The organism is Aurantimonas sp. NFXS3 (assembly GCF_049132005.1).
In the GTDB taxonomy this organism is placed as follows: domain Bacteria; phylum Pseudomonadota; class Alphaproteobacteria; order Rhizobiales; family Rhizobiaceae; genus Aurantimonas; species Aurantimonas coralicida.
Map to the genome: position 1 here is coordinate 703,612 of NZ_JAGDDZ010000001.1, position 19,202 is coordinate 722,813.

Genomic DNA, 19,202 nt, shown 5'->3' on the forward strand with positions numbered 1-19,202 from the left:
GCGTCCGCTGTCAGATCAGCCCTTGGGGAAGGACGAGACGTCGCAGCCGCTTTCCTCGACGGTGCCGTAGGCCTCGTCGCCGGGAACGGTGGCGACCTCCTTGTAGAGGTCCCAGGGGCCGGTGGATTCCTCGGGCGTCTTCACCTCGAACAGGTACATGTCATAGACCATGCGCCCGTTCTCCAGGACCTTGCCGTTCTTGGCGAAGAGGTCCTCGACCGGCATCTCGTGCAGCTTGGCGGCGACCGCCTCGGTCTCGTCGGTGCCGGCGGCCTCAATGGCCTTCAGATACTGCAGGACCGCGGAATAGGTGCCGACATGGATCATGTTCGGCATCTTGCCGAAGGCCTTCATGTAGCGGTCGGCGAATTCGCGGTTCTCGTCGCTCTGGTCCCAGTACCAGCCCTCGGTGAGGTTCAGGCCCTGGGCCGCCTCGACGCCGAGACCGTTGACCTCGGCCAGGGTGAAGAGCAGCGCGGCGAGCTTCTGGCCGGACTGGACAAGGCCGAACTCGGTGGCGGCCTTGACGGCGTTCGCCGTGTCGAGGCCGGCATTGGCGAAGCCGACGACCTTGGCGCCGGAGCTCTGAGCCTGCAGCATGAAGGAGGAATAGTCGGTGGTGGCGAGCGGATGGCGCACGGCGCCGAGCACTTCGCCGCCATTGGCCTCGATCACCTTGGTGGCCTCGCCCTGGAGCGAATCGCCGAAGGTGTAGTCGGCGGTGACGAAGTACCAGCTGTCGTCGCCGTTCTTGACCAGCGAGCCGGCCGTGCCCTGGGACAAGGCGCGGGTGTTGTAGGCCCAGTGGAAGCCGTAGGGGCTGCACTGGCCACCGGCGATCTCGGTCGAGCCGCCGCCGGTGGTCATGGTGATCTTCTTCTTCTCACGCGACAGGCCCTGGACCGCGAGGGCCACGGAGGACGTGGTGAGGTCCATGATCGCGTCGACATTCTGGGTGTCGTACCACTCGCGGGCGATGTTGGAGCCGATGTCGGCCTTGTTCTGGTGGTCGGCCGAGACGATCTCGATCGGCTTGCCGAGAACCGTGCCGCCGAAATCCTCGACCGCGAGGCGGGCGCCGACGACGGAGCCTTCGCCCGCCGTGTCGGCATAGACGCCGGAGCGGTCGTTCAGGATGCCGATCTTCACGACGTCGTCGGAAATCTCCTGGGCCGCGGCGGGAAGGGCAGCGGTGGCCGCGACGCCGGCAGCGCACAGGGCGACGAGGCTGGTCTTCATGGTCATCAAATCGATTCCTCCCTTGGAGCGCGGTCGTCACCTCCCCGTGACGGCTGTCGCGCAACTGCATTGGATCGGCCAAACCCCATGACTGCAAGCCGAAACTTCAGGCACTTGTCCTGGAATCGGGCAGCCGGCCAGAAAGCGGAACGGGGGCGGACGCCCGCGGCGCCGCCCCCGTTCCCGTGTCCGTCCTACTTGGCGAAGCTGGCGACGTCGCAGCCCGAATCCTCGACCGAGAGGAAGGCCTCGTTGCCCGGCACGGTGGAGATCTCGTTGTAGTAATCCCACGGCTGGGTGGAGTCGTCCGGCGCCTTCACCTGGAAGAGGTACATGTCGTAGACCATGCGACCGTTCTCCTGGACGGTGCCGCTCTTGGCGAAGACGTCCTCGACCGGCAGCTCGTGCATCTTCTCGGCGACGGCGTCGGTGGCATCGGTGCCAGCCGCCTCGACGGCCTTCAGATACTGGGTGACGGCCGAGTAGGTGCCGACCTGGATCATGTTCGGCATGCGCTGGGTGCGCTCCATGAAGCGCTTGGCGAACTCGCGGTTCTCGTCGCTCTGATCCCAGTACCAGCCCTCGGTGAGGTTCAGGCCCTGTGCGGCCTGGAGGCCGAGGCCGTGGACTTCGGCGATGGTGAAGAGCAGGCCGGCGAGCTGCTGGCCGGCCTGGACGATGCCGAACTCAGCGGCGCCCTTGATGGCGCTGGCGGTGTCGAGGCCGGCATTGGCCAGGCCGATGACCTTGGCGCCCGAGCTCTGGGCCTGGAGCAGGAAGGAGGAGAAGTCGGTGGTGCCGAGCGGATGGCGGACCGCGCCGAGGACTTCGCCGCCATTCTCCTTGACGAAATTGCCGGTCTGCTCCTCGAGGGAATAGCCGAAGGCGTAGTCGGCGGTGAGGAAGAACCAGGTGTCGCCGCCGGCCTTGACCAGCGCGCCGCCGGTGCCGACCGCCAAAGCGTGGGTGTCGTAGGCCCAGTGGAAGCCGTAGGGGCTGCACTGGCCGCCGGTCAGCTCGGTGGTCGCCGCGCCGGTGGTGATGGTGATCTTCTCTTTCTCGCGGGACAGGCCCTGAACCGCCAGGGCGACCGACGAGGTGGTCAGCTCCATGATCGCGTCGACATTGTCGACGTCGTACCATTCGCGGGCGATGTTGGAGGCGATGTCAGCCTTGTTCTGGTGGTCGGCGGAGACCATCTCGATCGGCTTGCCGAGAACCGTGCCGCCGAAATCCTCGATCGCCATCTTGGCGGCCTCGACCGACCATTTGCCGCCGAAATCGGCGTAGACGCCCGACTGGTCGTTGAGAATGCCGACCTTGACGACGTCGTTGGACACTTCCTGTGCGCTGACGGTCGCCGGTACGAGGACGGCGGCCGCGGCGGTGCCGGCCAGCAGCAGGCGCGTGAAACTCTGCATATTCGGTGATCCTCCCAGATCGTTCGCTTTCGATCGGGCCCCAGGGCCGATGCCCGGTGAGTCACCCGATCAAGAACAGGACCGATGTTGTGGCCAGCCATCGGAAGGGTGTCAAGCTATACTACGCGAGGCTTAGTATCGGTGCGATCTGTGTTGCGAACGTTGGGTTTTTGTCTGTCGGGGGCTTCCTCTAGGGCATTGATCGACACCGGCCGGCGCGGCGAAACCGGGCGTTCGCGGAGCGGCCGGAACCGAGCTCTGTGGGGCTGCGAAGCCAGCGCTCGGCGCCGCCGAGCCAGCGCGCCAGACGCTTCGCCTTGAGATGGCGGTTGATGTCGTAGGCGCGGTCGCCGCGCCGCGCCAGACGCGCCAGATGGCGAAGCTCGGCGGCCAGACGCGACAGCATCTCGTGGCGCTGCCCTTCGGGAATGAGGCTCGGATCGTCGGCGGCGACGGCCGCGTCGAGCGCGGCCGACGGAGGCGCCAAAGGCCGCAGCAACGCCGCGAGCTGACGCCGGGCAGCGCGGTCCGCGGCGACTCGCCGGCGCGCCGCGACATAGCTGCGGGCGGCGGCTTCGAGCCGGGTCTGCGATGCCGGGCGGTCGAAGGATGGGGTCATGCGGATGTCCTCCTGGGATGTCCGCATGAGCCTGGGGTGTGTGGGCGATGGCGGGGAAAAAATTCCTGTGCGGTTTCGCCACAACGCCAGAGTTTCGGCATGAATGGTCAATCCGACGGCTGGGGTCGCGCGGCATGAAATAGGAATAATTTCCACAACCGGTCGCATTTGGCCTAAGAACGGGGGAGATCCCGAAACAGTGGAGGCAGCGATGCAGGATCAGATCCCGGCCAGAAGCGCAGAGATTTTGTCGGAGAGGGCGGGCTTGCCTGGCGTTCCGGCGGCGTCACCCGACGTGCCGCCCGCCCGCGACGGCGTTCCGCCGATCGACACGCGGCTCGGATGCCGCCTGGCTCGGGAGATCGCCAGCACCTTTCTCGACGTGCCGGTCTGCGACATCGACCGGCCGACCCGGGCCATCGCGCCGATCTGCGAAGCGCGCCATGTGGCGATGTATCTCGCCCATGTGGTTTTCCAGATTCCGCTGACCGGCATGGCCGGGCCGTTCGGCCGCGACCGCACCACGATCGCCTATGCGGTGCGGCGGATCGAGGATCGGCGGGACGATGCCGAATTCGACGCGGTGATCGAACGGCTGGAGCGGCTGGGCACGGCGATCCGGGCGGCTTTCCAGCCCGGCAGCGGACGCGGAGAGGCGGCGTGAAGGCGGGGTTCAACGACGACGAATCGCCGCTTGCGCGCCTCGCCAGGCGGCGGGGCCGGGATGGCGCGGCGTTCCTGACGGCGGAGGAGGTGGAGGCCGGCGAGCGGTTGCGGGGCCATTTCACCCGGGGCCAGCTGATGCCCGGCATCAGCCAGCGCTGGGACGCGCAGCCGCGCGGGCAGGGCAGCCGCGGTGGCGGGGATTTCTCGGATTCGGCAATCGACGCGCGGCGGCGGGTGGACGCGGCGATCGGGGCGGTCGGGCCGGAACTCTCGGGCGTGCTGCTCGACTTCTGCTGTTTCCTGAAGGGGCTGGAAACGATCGAGCGGGAGCGGCAATGGCCGGTTCGCTCCGCCAAGCTCCTGCTGAAGGCCGGGCTCGGCGTTCTGGCGCGCCATTACGGGCTCGACCGGCAGGCGGGCCACCGCGAGGGACATATCCGCCGGTGGGGGACCGCCGATTCGCGCCCGACGATCGGCGGGGCGCGAGGGGACGGCGATCAGCCGGTGGAAGGGTGATGCATGCGGGGCCGTCGCCGGCGGCGCGGTCGCGGCAGGGTGCCGTCCGCGACGGCACGCAACTCAGGCGGCGGCGAGGGCCTGCCGGGCGTCGTCCTTGATCCGCGCGACCATGGAACGCAGGCCGTTGGAGCGCTGCGGGCTGAGGTGATCCTTGAGGCCGAGGCGCAGGAAGGTCGCCTCGGCGTCCGCTTCGAGGATCTCCGGCGCGGTCTTGCCGGAAAACAGAGCGAGCGCCACGGCGACGAGACCACGGACGATATGGGCGTCGGAATCCCCCAGGAAGGTCAGGTGCGGAGGATTGGCCGTGTCGGATTCGCTCACCAACCAGACCTGGCTGGCGCAGCCGCGGACCTTGCTCTCCTCGGTCTGGGAGCCTTCGGGCAACGGCGGAAGGGCGCGGCCGAGCTCGATCAGGTAACGGTACCGGTCTTCCCAGTCGTCGAGATATTCGAAATCCGCCGTGATGTCTTCGATCGTCTGCATTCCGCCTCCGGTCTGGCCCGATACGGCCGTGGGACCGCTCTGGTCGCGATATAAGGTCAGCGGGCGGCGATGTCAGGCCCGGCCGGGGATGCGATCTCGGAGAAAGGGTTTCAGGCGCGCGGCGCGGGCTGCGGGATCGGCAGACGGGCCGGCGTTGCGGCGGCGGGCACGGCGGTGTCGGGGCGCGGCTGGCTGGCGACCGTCTGGGTCTCCTCCAGCGCCGGCATGGCGAAAGTGGTGCTGGCGGCCGGCTTTGCGGTGCGGCCGGGGGTTGCTGGGCGGGCGAGTTCCAGGACCTGCGTCACGGCGCCGGTGACGATGTCGTCCGGGCGGCTGCTTGCGGGGATCGTGCTGGCCGGAACGGGGTGCTGCGGCGCGGGCGTCTTTACGGCGGCGATGTCGGTGGTCGCCGGCTCGCCGGCCTGACCCTGGATCGTGCGATAGGCGAGGGCGAAGCCATCGCCGATCCGGTCGCCGGCGAACTGCACCAGATCGCCACCGGCCGAGCAGGCGGCGGGCGCCCGGTCGCAGAAGCCCCAGATGTCGGCGATGGCGGCCTGGGCCCCCATCATGGCGGTGAAGGGATCGATGCCGGTCGCCGCGTCGTCGCCGTCGTTCTGGCCGCTAGGCAGGAACAGCGCGACGAGGCCGAGCAGGAAGGCCGATCTGATGATGAAGCGGATCATTTCAATCCCCGAAATGGCAGAGCATGCATCCGGTCCTGGTCGACCGGTCGTTCGATAAGCGCCACCATGCCATGGCCGTTCCAAGGGGACGTTGAAACTGCGACGCGTAGTTGATTCAAATTGTCCGTTTTCCACCGCCGCTTAAGACCAGATGGCCGGCGAAGCGGGCATCGGGCGGTGCAAGGAAGCGTTAACCATAAGCGAAGACGGACGATGTCCGAATCTGCGCTGTGCCGGGTATCCGACGGCAACGCCAACGGGAAAAGCCGTGGTTTATGGCTTCCTTAAACCGTCGGTCGCATTATCACGGTCGACCGCCGCCGGACCTCGAATTGTCCTCGACGCCCGGCGGCCTGAATGTGAGTGCGAGTTCTTGTATGACCGAGGCGTTGGACGAGCGACAGACAGGAACACCGGCCGGTGGTGCGCTGTCTCTCATCGGCGAACGGCTCGATGTTCTCGTTCCGAACTCCGTCAGCGACGCGGGTGAGCGCCGGGTGCAGGCGCTGGCGATCGGCGGCCTGATCGGCGCCGGCCTGCTCGCCGCGATTGCATCGCCCATCCTGGCACTGCTCCAGTCCGGCATCCTCGCCGTGGCGGCGCCGCTGATCGTCGCCGGCATGGCGCTGGCGGCCGCGGCCTATCTGTCCTCGACGGGCGCCATCGACCATGCGACCTGGCTGGGCGGCACGCTCGTTGCCGGCCTGATCGGCTGGGGCGCGCTGTTCGCACAATCCTCCTCGGCGGCCTGGCTGATCCTGCTGGCGATCCTGCCGGCCGAATTGCTGATCGCCGGCCGTCGCGGACTGGCCGCGGCGCTGGCCGGGTCGACCCTGGTCTTTGCCGCCTGCCTGCTCGCCGTCGGTCCGCCGGTCTTCACCGCCGGTCTCGACCCCGCCTCGGCGGCGCTGATCCTGTGCTATGGCGCGACGCTCGTTCTCCGGCTGGCCCGGCGTTCGACCGGCTCCAACGCTAACGCTACGGCCACGACCTCGGATGTTGCCGTTGCGGGGCCGTCGATCGACGATGCCGCCGCTCTCCTGGATGCGGCGCTGATCTCCCTCGACGCCCGCGGCATGGTGACCGCGGTCTCGCCTGCCGCGCTGGCCGGCATCGGGCAGGAGCGCGACGCCGTGACCGGCCGCAGCCTCGTCGACCTCGTCCATGTCGGCGACCGCGTGGTGTTCCTGCAGGCTCTGGCGGACGCGCGGCGCACGGCGCAGGTCGTCACTGCGGCAGCGCGTTTGCGCCGCGGCGACGGGACCTATCATCCGGCAAGCCTGCGTCTTCGCGGCTGCGCCGAGACCGGTGCCGTGCATGTGGCCGTCGCGGTCGCGGTGCATGCGGCAGGCGAATCGGCGGACCTGCAGACGGCCCTCGACGCGGCCAATCAATCGTCGGCGGCCAAGAGCCAGTTCCTGGCGGCGGTCAGCCACGAATTGCGCACGCCGCTCAACGCGATCATCGGCTTCTCGGACATTCTCGACCAGGAATTCTTCGGGGGCTTCGAGAGCGATCGCCAGAAGGAATATGTCGGGCTGATCCGCCAGTCGGGCCAGCACCTCCTGTCGGTGGTCAACAGCCTGCTCGACGTGTCCAAGATCGAGGCCGGCCGCTATGAGCTGGTGCCGGAGGCCTTCGGGCTGGGCGAGGCGATGGACCTGGCGGTGGACGTCGTGCGCGAGGAAGCGCGGCGCAAGGATCTGCGCCTCGACGTGCGGCCCGGCTGCCGCGACGAGGAGATCACCGCCGACCGGCGGGCCTGCCACCAGATCCTCCTGAACCTTCTGTCCAACGCACTGAAATTCACCGAGGTCGGCGTCGTGACGCTGGAAAGCCGGCGGGTCGGCCCGATGGTCGAGTTCTCGGTCAGCGACACCGGCATCGGCATCGCCGAAAGCGACATCGAGCGCCTGGGTCGGCCCTTCGTGCAGGTCTCGTCCGGCACCACGCGGCGCTACCAGGGCACCGGCCTCGGCCTGTCGCTGGTCAAGGGACTGGCCGAACTGCACGGCGGCGACATGACGATCCGCAGCCAGCCGGGCGTCGGCACCATGGTGACGGTCCGCCTGCCGGCGGTCTATGTCGAAGGCGCCGAATCCACACCAAACCTCAAGGAAAATGTCGTAGCTCTGAGCGATGCCCGCACCCAAACGAATCTCCCCCCGCAGACCCTCGAAGCGCGCCGCTCGGCCTAGCATGGGCACGACGCTTCTGGCCCTGACCCGCCGCGGCGCGGCGGGCGTGGCGCGTGCGCTCGCACGCCGTCCGGCGCTGTCGGCGGGCCTGACCGGGTTCGCCATCCTGTTCGGCGGCGTGGCGATCAACGCCATGCACCAGCCGGGACCGCATCCGAGCCCGTTCCTGGCGACGCGCGAGCCGGGCGAGGGCGGTGGTACGCGCGTGGCCGGCAACAACCCGGCGCTGATGCCGGTGCCGCTGGTGCGCGAGGTGCAGACCGCGCTGGCCGAGGCGGGGATCTACGAGGCGCCGGTGGACGGCCGTCCGGGGCCGGCGACGGACACCGCGATCCGCACCTTCCAGAGTCGCCACGGCCTGACGACGGATGGGGCGGCGACGCCGCTGCTGCTGTCGCAGATCCGGCAGGTGACGGCGCAGGCGCCGAACCCGTCGCCGCGGCCGAACGCCATCGCCAGCATCGAGGAGCGGATGCGGGGCATTCCGCAGAACGTGCCCGACAATTCCACCGACGCGCCGGACGACGCCCTGCAGGCCGAGATCGGCAAGCTCAGCGACAGCGAGCTGGTGCGCCGGATCCAGGCCGGGCTGACCTCGGCGCAGGTCGCCGAACTCTCGGCCGACGGCATTCCCGGCGAGCGCACCCGCGAGGCGATCCGCACGTTCGAGGCGCTGGAAGGGCTGGAAGTCACCGGCGCGCCGGACCCGCGGATCCTGGAGCGGCTGATCGAGATCGGCGCGATCCAGTGAGCGGTCGCGCGCGCCGATGCGGATAACCAGCGAACTCCACGTGGCGCAGCTCGTGCGCAGGCTGTTTTCGGCCGGCGACTTCGCCGTCGTCGCCCGCCGCGGCGCCGATCAGGCGGGCGCGATCTTCATCGTGGCGCGGCAGCCGGGCGGGGCGTTTCAGCTGTACGGGCCCGCGCCGCAGAGCCTGAGCGAGGAGAGCGGCGAGCGCCGCTTCGTTCTCGAACCGGCGGCGGACGAGGCGGCGCTGGAAGCGCGGCTTGCCCGCGAGGCGCGCTTCGACCCGGATTTCTGGGTGGTGGAGATCGAGACCCGCGACCCCGAAGCCTTCATCGACCTCGCCACGGAATAGCGCAGCGGCCGATCGGCCTCAGCGCTTGCCGATGGAGCGTTCGACGGCCGGCGGCAGCGTGCGGCGGCCGAAGCTGCGCCGCGGCGCACCGGCGACCGGACGGATCACCAGATCGGCCGATTGCGGCTGCAGCGCCGGCGCGTCGACCATGATCCGGGCCCTCGCGAGGCCGAGGCGGGACCGGCAATCGTCGGCGTCCAGTCCGCGATAAATCGTCTTCATCGCCTCGAAGGCCGCGACATCCGCTCCGATGCAGGGCTTGACCAGCATGATCGCGGTGAGGGCATCGGTCGGACCGGCCCGCAACACCTTCAGCGCACGACCAAGCCATTCGCCGCTGGCGTCGTCGGCGATCGTCGCGATGGTCGCGGCGTCGAGGGACAGCATGCGGCCGAGACCGGCATAGAAGCGTTCGAGGCGTCCGGCGCGGGCGTCGGCGACGAGGCCGGAGATCGAGGTCGCAAGCGGTGCTTCGGCTGCCTTGGGCGCGGCCGGTGTCGCCGGTGCATGGCCGGGGCGGGCGAGCCGGAACAGCTCGGCGCGGGCGGCTGCGGCGGCATCCTGGCGGACGGGTGTGGGGGCGGAGAGCTGGGCCGCGACGGGCGCGGTCGCCGGCTTTGCCGGGGCAGCGGGAATTGCGGTCGGGGCCGAAGCGGCGGGGACCGCATCGGCGGCCTCGCGCTCGGCGAGAATGGCGTGGAGGGCCGCGTCCGGGCGCTGGGCCAGCGCCTCCAGATGCCGGCTCTCGAGGCACGGGCTCGTGCGCAGGAACGGTGCCGCAATATCCAGCGGGGCGTTGCAGATGCGGTCGACGATGCCGACAGGCAGGTTGGGCGCGGAGGCGAGGGACTGGGCGAGCGTGCGCTGGGTGTCGGCGCCGAGCTGCGGCCAGGCCGAGGCGACCAGATCGCCGAACTCGCGCAGCTGCCGTTTGCCGGGCGCGCGCTGGGTCAGGAAGCTCATGGTCGCGGCCGTCACGATGGTGTCGAATCCGCCGCGCCGGATGTCCTTTTCGAGGGAACGGTAGATGCGCGGCAGGACGTCCTTCATGGGGCTCCCGTATGGTTGACCTTTGGTTTCGCCGGGAGGAAGGATTAGCTAAGAAACATTAGCAAGCTGTTAACTGTCGTAGGGTCTGCTGCCCTGCGGACGGCGCGAATGACGAATGCGCCGGTATCAGGACCATCCGGATCATGGTCGATGCGCGATGGTCAGCCCCTGGGTCGACAGCGCCAGATACTGGATGTTGCCGTGCTCCATTGGACGAGGAATCGTACCATGGCAGTCATTGTGAGCCTGAACAGCAAGTCGGACAGATATCAGCGGGCGCGGCCGGCCGCGCCGGGCGGCCGCACGACGGCGGAGATCATTCTCCTGCCCTGCGTGCGCCGGGAAGCGATTCCGGAGCGGGCCGGCAAGGGCGCCGTCGTGATGAAACGGCAGGCCTGATCGCAGCGGTTCGGCGTCGGTCGATCGTCCTTGCCGACCGAGCGGAGCCGGGCGGCATGCCGCCCCATGCGGCGTTCCCGGGGACGGCGATCAGCCGTCGCGGCTGGCGGCCGGCTGATTGGCGGTGACCGGACCGAGCGGGCGGCAGGCCAGCGAACCGATGAATTCCTCCACGGCCGGGCGCTTGCTCTCCTCGTCCACCAGCACGCGGATGGTCATGTAGCCTTCGCTGAGATCGACCTCGACCGGGATGGTGGTGTCGTCGCCGCTGTCGATGTCGGCATTGGCGTCGACGATCTGTTCGCGGGTGCCGACCAGAAGGTCGAAGATGCCGTCGACGGCGGAGCGATCGTTGATGCTGTAGAGATTGTCGCCGTTGCGATCGTAGATCGAGGCCGACCAGAAGGTGGTGGGGCCGTAGCTGGCGATCATCCGCACCGGGCCGTCGGCCAGCGAGAAGCGGCAGCTGGCATTGACGAAGGCCGGATCGACGAAGGCGAAGTCGTGGCGATCGGAACCGGGCGGCGCGGCGATGGTGTCGGGCCCGGCGCTGCGCAGCGCCTCGACGCGGACGGTCTCGTTGAGCGGTCCGAGCCGGGCGAAGCGGCCCCAGGCATTGTTCTCGGCCAGATGCGGCATGGCGAAGATCACCACGATATGGACGAGCGCGGCGCCGATGAGGCCGACGACGATGGCGTAGAGCAGCCTAGCGATCATAGCAGGTCTCGAGGGTGATGCTGGGCAGAGCGAGGCTGTCGACGCCGGTGGAGGCGCTGGCGGGCGTGTCGTAGAGCGCCAAAGCGAGGGTGAAGGGGCCGGTGCCGGAGGTCGCCAGCCAGTTGCCCGAGCGGGCCGAGGGGCCGAGGGCGATGACGAAGGAATTGTCTTCCTCGCGCATCAGGCTGTTGGAGGTGAGCCAGCCGTTGCGCCCGGCCGCCGGCGCGATGAGCCGGCCTTCCGGGGTGAAGGGCACCAGCGTCCAGATGCGGGCCGGCGGGGTCTGGCCGGCAAGGCGGTAATTGCACTGGCGGCGCAGCGCGTTGCCGGCGCCGTCCTGGTCGGCGGTGAAGAGGATGCCTTCGCCGATGCCGAGCGTGAGATTGCCGAGGCGGGCGAGCCGGGCCTTGGAATAGGGATCGGCGTCGGGCGCGCCGGCAAAGGGATTTGCCTGCCACGGGCCGACCGACACGGTGCCGATCTCGGTCGAGCGTTGCAGCGCCCAGTCGGCGGACCAGCCGCCGAGGCCGAGGGCGATCGACAGGGCAATGAGGACGAGAAGCGCAAGACGCATGGGCGGTCAGATCCGGGGAGGCCGATGGCGGTCTAGCGCTGCGTGGCGGCGGGGGCGCCGGACGCGCTGGCGGCGGCGAGCTGCTCGGGTTCGAGCGGCGGCAGGGCTTCCAGCCGCTCGACGATGTCGTCGAGAACCGCCTGAGCGGCGCGCGACAGCATCTGCGGCCCTTCGGGCGGCGGCGCCTCGCCATCGCTGGTGGCGACCTCGCGCTTTTCGGCCGGGAAGGGATCGTCGATGAACGGGATCGGCTTCAGCTCGATATTCTTGTGGGCCGTCTCCATGAAGCGCTGCCAGGTCATGGCCGGGAGCGAGCCGCCGGTGAGGTTGCGGGTCGGGCGGAAGCTGTCATTGCCGTACCAGACGGCGGCGGTGAAATTACCGGTGTAGCCGACGAACCAGCCGTCGCGGTAGCTCTGGGTGGTGCCGGTCTTGCCGGCGACGCGGGTCATGGAGAGCTGGGAGCGGCGCGCGGTGCCGCGCTCGGAGACGGCGACCAGCATCTCGTTCATGGATTTGGTCGCGTCCTCGGTGAGGATGCGCTTGCGGGGCGGCATGTCGCGGCGGGCATCCCAGATCGTCTGACCGGAGGCGTCCATCAGCTGCATGATGGCGTGGCGGTGGGAATCCATGCCGCCATTGACGAAGACGCCATAGGCGGTCGCCTGGTCGAGGACGGTGACCTCGCTGGTCCCCAGCGCCATGGTCTTGTCGCCGCGCAGCGGGGATTCGACGCCCATCTCGCTGGCCAGGGCCGTGACATTGTCCATGCCGACCTTCTGGCTGAGCTTGACGGCGGGCACGTTGAGCGAGCGGGCCAGGGCATTGGCGAGGGTGACCCGGCCGGAGAAGGAGCGGCCGTAATTCTGCGGCGACCAGCGGCCGATGGTGATCGGGCTGTCGACGATGGTGTCGGACGGGGTCATGCCGGCCTGCATGGCGGCGGCATAGACGAAGACCTTGAAGGAGGAGCCCGGCTGGCGCAGCGCATTGGTGGCGCGGTTGAACTGGGAGACGCCGTAGTCGCGGCCGCCGACGATGGCGCGCACGCCGCCATCCTCGCCGATGACGACCATGGCGCCCTGCTCGACGTCGTAATTCGTGCCGAACTGGCGCAGATGATACTCGACCGATTCATCGGCGAGCTGCTGCAGCCGCATGTCGATGGTGGTGCGGGCGAGGAAGCTGCGCTGCTTGAGGCCGGCCTCGCGGGCGAGGCGCTGCACCTCCTCGAAGGCGAAGTCGAGGAAATAGTCCGGCGACTGGGTGGAGGAGCGGTCGACGGCGACGGCCGGCTGGCGGCGGGAGGCGACGACCTGGCCCTCGGTGACGAAGTTGGCCTGGACCATGTTGGTCAGGACCTCGTTGGCGCGGGCGCGCGCCGCCGGCAGGTTGATGTGCGGCGCATAGCGGGCCGGGGCCTTGAACAGGCCGGCCAGCATGGCCGACTCGGCCATGGAGACGTCGCGGATGTTCTTGTCGAAGTAGAATTCCGCCGCGGCGGCCGCGCCGAAGGTGCCGCCGCCCATATAGGCGCGGTCGAGATACATGGCGAGGATCTCGCGCTTGGTCAGATGCGACTCCAGCCAGAGCGAGATGAAGGCTTCCTTGATCTTGCGATCGATGGTCCGCTCGTTGGACAGGAACAGGTTCTTGGCGAGCTGCTGGGTGAGGGTGGAGCCGCCCTGGACGACGCCGCCGGCGCGGGCGTTCTCGGACATGGCGCGGGCGAGGCCGAAGAAGTCGATGCCCCAATGTTCGAAGAAGCGCCGGTCCTCGGTGGCCAGCACCGCCTTGATGAAGGAATCCGGCATCTCGTCGATGGGCACGGCGGCCGCCCGCAGCACGCCTCGGCGGCCGATCTCGTCTCCATGGCGGTCGAGGAACTGGACGGAATAGTCGGTTTCCTGGGGCAGGCCCTTCGCCGTGACCTTCATCGCCGGCTGGGCCAGCGCCAGAAGCAGCACGAAGCCGGCCAGACCGAGGGTCAGGCCTTCGCCCATGACCTCGAACAGGAAGCGGTTGAAGCCGCGCACGCGGAACTTGCGGGAGAACACGGTGACGCCTTCCCACCACGCCGCGAAGGCATGGAAGGAGCGCCACAGGCTGGAGTCGATCCAGGCGTCGATCTCGATCAGTCGCGAGGGCTGCCTGCGCCGCCGGCGTTTTTCGGGAGTTTCGTCCAAGGTCAACCTGTCACTCTCGGCCGGACCCCGCGCCCGCGACGCATCTGCGGCCGCGACGCGACGTCCCTTCATCAGGAAGTGCTTGTACCCTATACGTCGAGATCATGAAAAAGTCGCGAGGAAGTGCAGACATTTCAACCATGCGTGATTCCGGCAACAAGCCCTTCTGGCAGGCCAAGAGCCTCGAGGAGATGACCCCCCACGAGTGGGAGTCGCTCTGCGACGGCTGCGGGCGCTGCTGTCTCAACAAGCTGGAGGATTGGGACACGGGCGAGATCGCCTGGACCAATGTCGGCTGTCAGCTTCTGGACGGCGAGAGCTGCCGCTGCCGCGACTACGACAACCGGCAGGCGACGGTGCCCGACTGCGTGTCGCTGGACGTGGCGACGGTGCGCTCGATCGGCTGGCTGCCGCCGAGCTGCGCCTACCGGCTGGTGGCGGAGGGGAGCGATCTCTACTGGTGGCACCACCTGGTCTCGGGCGATCCCGACACGGTGCACCAGGCCGGCGTCTCGGTGCGCGGCCGCACGGTCAGCGAGGCCGGCATGGCGCTGGAGGATTACGAGGACCATCTGGCGGCCTGGCCGGGCGAGAACCCGATGGACGACGCGGCTTAGGGGGGCATGAAAGGTCTAGGAAAAAAGTCCTTGACGGCGTGACGGTGGTCGGGTAGGGTTCAGATACAGTCGAGAAATTGCGGGCGGCGGGGTTTGACCCCGGCGCCCTTTTTGTTGGCCGGCGGGCTCGGGGGCAGGCGCGGCATGGCGGAGCTGTTGTCGGAGCGCCTGTTCGTGCTGCTGCGGCGCGAGGTCGAGACGCTGCAGGCCGAGTTCTCGGACAATATTCCTTTATCGCGGGCGGCCGGCGCGGCGCGGGCCCAAGCCGCCAGGACGGCGACCGCCAACGGGGCGAAGCGGCGGGCGCCGGCGAAGGCTGGCGGCGAGGCCGCGCCGGCGCCGCGTCGGGCGAGCGCCAAGGAGCGGGTCGAGAGCATCGGCCAGGCGGCGCGCACCCTGGAGAAGCTCCTGGAACTGAAGCGGCTGGAACGGCTGGCGGTGGAGGGCGGCGACGCGGACGCGGCGGAGACGGCCCGGCTGCGCGAAGAGTTTCTGTCGCGGCTGCGCAGCCTCGACGCGCGGCGGCGTGAGGGGGCGACCTTGTTCGATGCCGACGGCGCCTATGCGGGCGATCCGCGGCCGGTGGATGATGGACCTGCGGGGCCTTCCGCGGCGATGGATGGCGCATGACCGGCGGGCGGCGGGCTGGCGCGACAGGCGCGGGCGGCGGCGACGAAGGCGCCGATGGCGGGTCGGACCGTGTGAGTTTGGCGCGGAGCGTGGGCGTAGCGGCCGGGATCGACGCGAGCGGGGCGTCGGGCGGCGATGGCGGCGCTGCCGTTGCGGGCGGCTGTGGAAACGGATCGGAGGTCGGAGCCGCTGCGGCAGCGGACGATGCGGCGCTGCCGCTGCTGTCGGAGGCGGAATACGAGGCGGAAGTGGTCGCCTTGTCGGGCGCGTATCCGGGACCGGTGCTGGCGAGCGCGTCGCCGCACTGGCTGCGCCTGGCGCGGCGCTCGCAATTGCCGCCGCCGGGCCACTGGCGGCAATGGCTGCTGATCGGCGGGCGCGGCTCGGGCAAGACCCGGGCCGGCGCCGAATGGGTGCGGGCGATGGCGGCGGGGGCACCGCCGATCGCCGCGCGCCCGCACGGCCGGATCGCGCTGATCGCCGAAACACTGGGCGATGCGCGCGAGGTGATGATCGCCGGCGAAAGCGGGATCGTGGCGGCCTCGGTGGAGGGGCGGCCGGTCTATGAGGTGAGCCGGCGGCGGCTGGTGTTTCCGAACGGGGCGATCGCGCAGGTGTTCTCGTCGGAGGACCCGGACGCGCTGCGCGGCTACCAGTTCGATGCGGCCTGGGGCGACGAATTCGCCAAATGGGTGCATGGCGAAGCCTGCTTCGACAATTTGCAGTTCGGTCTGCGCCTGGGGGGGCGGCCGCGGGCGCTGTTCACCACGACGCCGCGGCCGATCCCGCTGTTGAAGCAGCTGATGGCGGATGCCGGGACGGCGACGACCCACATGCGCACGGCGGAGAACGCGGCGAATCTGGCGCCGGGATTCCTGGCGGCGATGGAGGCCCGCTATGGCGGGTCGCGGCTCGGCCGGCAGGAGCTGGAAGGGCTGATGCTGGAGGCGCGCGAGGACGCGCTGTTCGACGTGGCGGCGATCGACAGGGCGCGGGTGCGCGCGGCGCCGGAGCTGCGGCGGGTGGTGGTGGCGGTGGATCCGCCGGCGACGGCGACGACGCGCTCGGACGCCTGCGGCATCGTCGCGGCAGGCCATGCGGCCGACGGCACGATCTATGTGCTGGCGGATGCCAGCCGGCGCGGGGCCAAGCCGCATCAATGGGCGGGCGCCGCCGTGGCGCTGTTCGAGCGGCTGGAGGCGGACCGGATCGTCGCCGAGGTGAACCAGGGCGGCGACATGGTGGAGGCGGTGATCCGCGCCTGCGCGCCGAGCGTGCCGTTCCGCGCCGTGCGGGCGTCGCGGGGCAAATGGCTGCGGGCCGAGCCGGTGGCGGCGCTCTACGAGCAGGGCCGGGTGCGCCATGCGGGGCGGTTTCCCGAACTGGAAGACGAGATGGCCGATTTCGGCCCGGAGGGCCTGAGCGGCGGTCGCTCGCCCGACCGGCTGGACGCGCTGGTGTGGGCGGTGACGGCGCTGACCGGCCCGGTGCGCGACCCGCGGGTGCGCGGGCTTTGAGGCGGCTTCCGCGTCAATCGAAGTAATCTGGAGACACTCCATGGGACTGGCACGGACGATCGCCGACTGGCTCGGCGGCGGGAGCGGGGCGCGTGCGGCGGCGCCGGGGGAGCGCAAGGGCGTGGGGTCTGCCGGCGGGGCGCTGGTGTTTTCCGGCGGCGGCGATCCGGGCGGCTGGAGCGAGCGCGGCTATGAGGGGCTGGCGCGGGCGGGCTTCATGCAGAACCCGGTGGTCTACCGCTCGGTCCGGCTGATCGCCGAGACCGCGGCGGCGATCCCGATGCTGCTCTACGAGGGCAGCCGGGAGGTCACGGCACATCCGATCCTCGACCTCCTGCGCCGGCCGAACCCGGCCAGCGACGGCCAGAGCCTGACCGAGACCCTGTGCGGGCATCTGCTCCTGTCGGGCAATGCCTATCTGGAGGCGACCGGCATCGACGGGGAGATCCGGGCGCTGCATGCGCTGCGACCGGACCGGGTGCGGATCGTCGAGGGCAGCGACGGCTGGCCGGAGGCCTATGAATATCGCGCCGGCCACGCGGTGCGCCGGATCGCCGCCGAGGGGCATGGCGAGCGGCCGGCGCCGCTCCTGCATGTGCGGCTGTTCCATCCGCTGGCCGAAACGGCAGGCTATTCGCCGCTGGCGGCGGCGCAGACGGCCCTCGACCTGCACAATGCGGCGTCGCGCTGGAACAAGGCGCTGCTCGACAATTCGGCCCGGCCGTCAGGGGCGCTGGTCTATCAGCCGGCCGACGGGGGCAATCTGGCGCCCGAGCAGTTCGACCGGCTGAAGGCCGAGCTCGAAAGCGGCTATGCCGGGGCGGCGCGGGCCGGGCGGCCGATGTTGCTGGAAGGCGGGCTCGACTGGAAGGCGATGGCGCTGTCGCCCAAGGACATGGATTTCATCGAGGCGCGCAATGGCGCGGCGCGGGACATCGCGCTGGCCTTCGGCGTGCCGCCGATGCTGCTGGGGATCCCCGGCGACCTGACCTATGCGAATTATGCTGAGGCCAACCGCGCCTTCTTCCGCCTGACGGTGCTGCCCTTGGCAGGACGCCTGGCCGGGGCGATCGGCGACTGGCTGGGCGGCCATTTCGGCGCGCCCGACCTGCGGCTGGCGCAGGATCTCGACCGGGTCGAGGGGTTGAGCGCCGAGCGCGAGGCGCTGTGGGCGCGGGTCGGGACGGCAGACTTCCTGTCGCGCTCGGAAAAGCGCGAGGCGGTGGGGTACGGCGCCGAGGGCTGAGGCGACCGAGCGCAATCGCGACACTTGGTCAAGACCTTGCTAACCACCGGGCGAGGTAAGCCCGTGGAAACCATGCGGTCATCCTTCTCGTGCCTGTCTGTAGCTGCAGTGTCGCGGCTTCGATGAATGCGAGAGGAGCCCGCCGTGAAAGACGACGATGGCGCCATTGGCTGCGCCAGGGCCGGGCTGATCCTGCTGCTCGTGTGCCTGCTGTTCTGGGGCATCGTGTTCTGGTGGATCGCCTGATCGCGCCCGACGGCTGATGGGGCCGCGCGGTTTTCCCGCGCGGCCCGCCGCCTGGGTGGGCGCTATTGCTGCGTGGCCGAAACCGGCGCCCGGCGGTTCGGGAAACACCCGAGACGTCTTCTGTAATCGACAGACATGACAGGTGCCGGGGTCCGTGACAGCGGGCCGGCCGGCCCGCGACCGTTCCATGGAGGTGCCGATGAACGTCGAACCCGTGTCCGTTCTGGCGCTCTGGGCGTCGAAGATCCTCGGTGCGGCGGCCGGGTCGGCGATCTCGGTCGCCTATCTGCTGCCGAAGGGGCGGCGCGAGGCGGCGTCGCGCTTCCTGATCGGCATGGTGACCGGCGTGGTGTTCGGCCCGCCCGCCGGGCTGATGCTGGCCGAGCATCTCGACCTCGGCCAGACACTGAGCGCCATGGAGCTGGCGCTGATGGGGTCGGCCTCGGCGAGCCTGTGCGCCTGGTGGGCGCTGGGCGTGCTGTCGCGCTTTGCCGACGGGCTGTTTCGCGGCAGCGAGAACCGGCCGTGGAGGAAGCGATGACTGGCGGGCTGCGCGCCCGCACGGGGCCCGGCGTGACCGAGGACGGGGCGATCCGCGGTTATGCGGCGATCTTCGGCGAGACCGATCTCGCCGGCGACGTCATCGAGCCGGGCGCCTTTGCCGCCTCGGTCCTGCGCCGGGGCATGGCCGGGATCGCCATGCTCTGGCAGCACGATCCCGGCCGGCCCTTGGGGCGCTGGCACCATGTGCGCGAGGACCGGACCGGCCTCTATGTCGAGGGCGCCCTGGCGCTGGCGACGGCGGCCGGGCGCGAGGCGGCCGGGCTGATCGCGGCGGGGGCGCTGGACGGCCTGTCCATTGGCTTTCGCACGAGGCTGGCGCGCCGCGGCGCGGGCACCGCCCGGCGGCGGCTGGTGACCATCGATCTGTGGGAGGTCTCGCTGGTGACCTTCCCGATGCAGGAGCGGGCGCGCCTGTTCGCCGGCGTGGCCAGCGCGGCGGATCATGCCGGCCCGCAGCGCGCCCGGGCCGCGACCGGTTTTGCCGCCTGACATCCGAACTCTTCTGAAGCGAAACGGAGAATCCGC

21 protein-coding genes are annotated in these 19,202 nt (G+C 69.8%); 12 read left to right on the forward strand and 9 right to left on the reverse strand.

All coding sequences use genetic code 11. From position 1 onward, the window contains the following. Positions 1–15 precede the first annotated feature (15 nt). From J3367_RS03140 to J3367_RS03150, 3 genes are all read right to left on the reverse strand, one after another. On the reverse strand, positions 16–1,239 hold the full coding sequence (locus tag J3367_RS03140) for an ABC transporter substrate-binding protein (protein ID WP_029702527.1): 1,224 nt from the start codon (positions 1,237–1,239) through the stop codon (positions 16–18). A gap of 194 nt (positions 1,240–1,433) precedes the next feature. Next, entirely contained in the window at positions 1,434–2,660 is a 1,227-nt protein-coding gene (locus J3367_RS03145; protein WP_029702526.1) for an ABC transporter substrate-binding protein, read from the reverse strand. A 190-nt stretch (positions 2,661–2,850) separates the two neighbouring features. Continuing rightward, complete coding sequence (locus J3367_RS03150; protein ID WP_060576870.1) at positions 2,851–3,279, reverse strand: hypothetical protein; 429 nt, start codon at positions 3,277–3,279, stop codon at positions 2,851–2,853. A gap of 103 nt (positions 3,280–3,382) precedes the next feature. On the opposite strand from J3367_RS03150, the gene J3367_RS03155 reads away from it, so the two are divergent. Then, a complete protein-coding gene (locus J3367_RS03155; protein ID WP_421460170.1) occupies positions 3,383–3,943 on the forward strand; it encodes a helix-turn-helix domain-containing protein in 561 nt (186 codons plus the stop codon). Continuing rightward, a complete protein-coding gene (locus J3367_RS03160) occupies positions 3,940–4,461 on the forward strand; it encodes a DUF6456 domain-containing protein (RefSeq protein ID WP_024348750.1) in 522 nt (173 codons plus the stop codon). The genes J3367_RS03155 and J3367_RS03160 overlap by 4 nt, the downstream gene beginning before the upstream one ends. Positions 4,462–4,524: 63 nt before the next feature. Here the strand turns inward: J3367_RS03160 and J3367_RS03165 are convergent, their stop codons facing one another. Then, the gene (locus J3367_RS03165; RefSeq protein ID WP_024348749.1) at positions 4,525–4,947 is read right to left on the reverse strand and encodes a SufE family protein; all 423 of its coding nucleotides are present in this window, start codon (positions 4,945–4,947) and stop codon (positions 4,525–4,527) included. 110 nt (positions 4,948–5,057) lie between these two features. Then, positions 5,058–5,633 carry a DUF5330 domain-containing protein gene (locus J3367_RS03170; protein ID WP_051141476.1) on the reverse strand — a complete coding sequence of 192 codons (576 nt, stop codon included), beginning with the start codon at positions 5,631–5,633 and terminating at the stop codon, positions 5,058–5,060. A 377-nt stretch (positions 5,634–6,010) separates the two neighbouring features. On the opposite strand from J3367_RS03170, the gene J3367_RS03175 reads away from it, so the two are divergent. Genes J3367_RS03175 through J3367_RS03185 form a run of 3 tightly spaced genes read left to right on the forward strand, consistent with a single transcriptional unit; the run spans position 6,011 to position 8,931 of the window. Then, positions 6,011–7,831 carry a sensor histidine kinase gene (locus tag J3367_RS03175; protein ID WP_024348747.1) on the forward strand — a complete coding sequence of 607 codons (1,821 nt, stop codon included), beginning with the start codon at positions 6,011–6,013 and terminating at the stop codon, positions 7,829–7,831. Position 7,832: 1 nt separating this feature from the next. Continuing rightward, on the forward strand, positions 7,833–8,582 hold the full coding sequence (locus J3367_RS03180; RefSeq protein WP_024348746.1) for a peptidoglycan-binding protein: 750 nt from the start codon (positions 7,833–7,835) through the stop codon (positions 8,580–8,582). A gap of 16 nt (positions 8,583–8,598) precedes the next feature. After that, positions 8,599–8,931, forward strand: coding sequence for a DUF1491 family protein (locus J3367_RS03185; protein ID WP_024348745.1), 333 nt, complete (start codon positions 8,599–8,601; stop codon positions 8,929–8,931). Between the two features lie 18 nt (positions 8,932–8,949). Here J3367_RS03185 and J3367_RS03190 read toward each other — a convergent pair whose 3' ends face one another. Then, positions 8,950–9,981 carry a hypothetical protein gene (locus J3367_RS03190; protein WP_421460173.1) on the reverse strand — a complete coding sequence of 344 codons (1,032 nt, stop codon included), beginning with the start codon at positions 9,979–9,981 and terminating at the stop codon, positions 8,950–8,952. A 228-nt stretch (positions 9,982–10,209) separates the two neighbouring features. On the opposite strand from J3367_RS03190, the gene J3367_RS03195 reads away from it, so the two are divergent. Next, positions 10,210–10,380: a hypothetical protein gene (locus tag J3367_RS03195; RefSeq protein WP_155898341.1), complete on the forward strand. Its 171-nt coding sequence runs from the start codon at positions 10,210–10,212 to the stop codon at positions 10,378–10,380. A gap of 90 nt (positions 10,381–10,470) precedes the next feature. On the opposite strand, the gene J3367_RS03200 is transcribed toward J3367_RS03195, so the two are convergent. The 3 genes from J3367_RS03200 to J3367_RS03210 are packed head-to-tail and all read right to left on the reverse strand — an operon-like array spanning position 10,471 to position 13,857. Beyond that, on the reverse strand, positions 10,471–11,097 hold the full coding sequence (locus J3367_RS03200; RefSeq protein WP_024348743.1) for a DUF1254 domain-containing protein: 627 nt from the start codon (positions 11,095–11,097) through the stop codon (positions 10,471–10,473). Then, entirely contained in the window at positions 11,087–11,671 is a 585-nt protein-coding gene (locus tag J3367_RS03205; protein ID WP_024348742.1) for a DUF1214 domain-containing protein, read from the reverse strand. The genes J3367_RS03200 and J3367_RS03205 overlap by 11 nt, the downstream gene beginning before the upstream one ends. A 32-nt stretch (positions 11,672–11,703) precedes the next feature. After that, entirely contained in the window at positions 11,704–13,857 is a 2,154-nt protein-coding gene (locus tag J3367_RS03210) for a transglycosylase domain-containing protein (RefSeq protein ID WP_024348741.1), read from the reverse strand. A gap of 140 nt (positions 13,858–13,997) precedes the next feature. On the opposite strand from J3367_RS03210, the gene J3367_RS03215 reads away from it, so the two are divergent. The 6 genes from J3367_RS03215 (at position 13,998) to J3367_RS03240 (ending at position 19,166) form a co-directional block, all read left to right on the forward strand. Beyond that, entirely contained in the window at positions 13,998–14,474 is a 477-nt protein-coding gene (locus tag J3367_RS03215) for a YcgN family cysteine cluster protein (protein WP_024348740.1), read from the forward strand. A 144-nt stretch (positions 14,475–14,618) separates the two neighbouring features. Continuing rightward, positions 14,619–15,104 (forward strand): hypothetical protein, encoded by a 486-nt coding sequence (locus J3367_RS03220; protein WP_024348739.1) that lies wholly within the window; start codon positions 14,619–14,621, stop codon positions 15,102–15,104. 281 nt (positions 15,105–15,385) lie between these two features. Then, positions 15,386–16,621 carry a DNA-packaging protein gene (locus J3367_RS03225; RefSeq protein ID WP_051141502.1) on the forward strand — a complete coding sequence of 412 codons (1,236 nt, stop codon included), beginning with the start codon at positions 15,386–15,388 and terminating at the stop codon, positions 16,619–16,621. A 40-nt stretch (positions 16,622–16,661) separates the two neighbouring features. Next, entirely contained in the window at positions 16,662–17,867 is a 1,206-nt protein-coding gene (locus J3367_RS03230) for a phage portal protein (protein WP_421460176.1), read from the forward strand. 445 nt (positions 17,868–18,312) lie between these two features. Beyond that, on the forward strand, positions 18,313–18,654 hold the full coding sequence (locus tag J3367_RS03235) for a DUF6107 family protein (RefSeq protein ID WP_024348736.1): 342 nt from the start codon (positions 18,313–18,315) through the stop codon (positions 18,652–18,654). After that, the gene (locus tag J3367_RS03240) at positions 18,651–19,166 is read left to right on the forward strand and encodes an HK97 family phage prohead protease (protein ID WP_024348735.1); all 516 of its coding nucleotides are present in this window, start codon (positions 18,651–18,653) and stop codon (positions 19,164–19,166) included. The genes J3367_RS03235 and J3367_RS03240 overlap by 4 nt, the downstream gene beginning before the upstream one ends. Positions 19,167–19,202 lie beyond the last annotated feature (36 nt).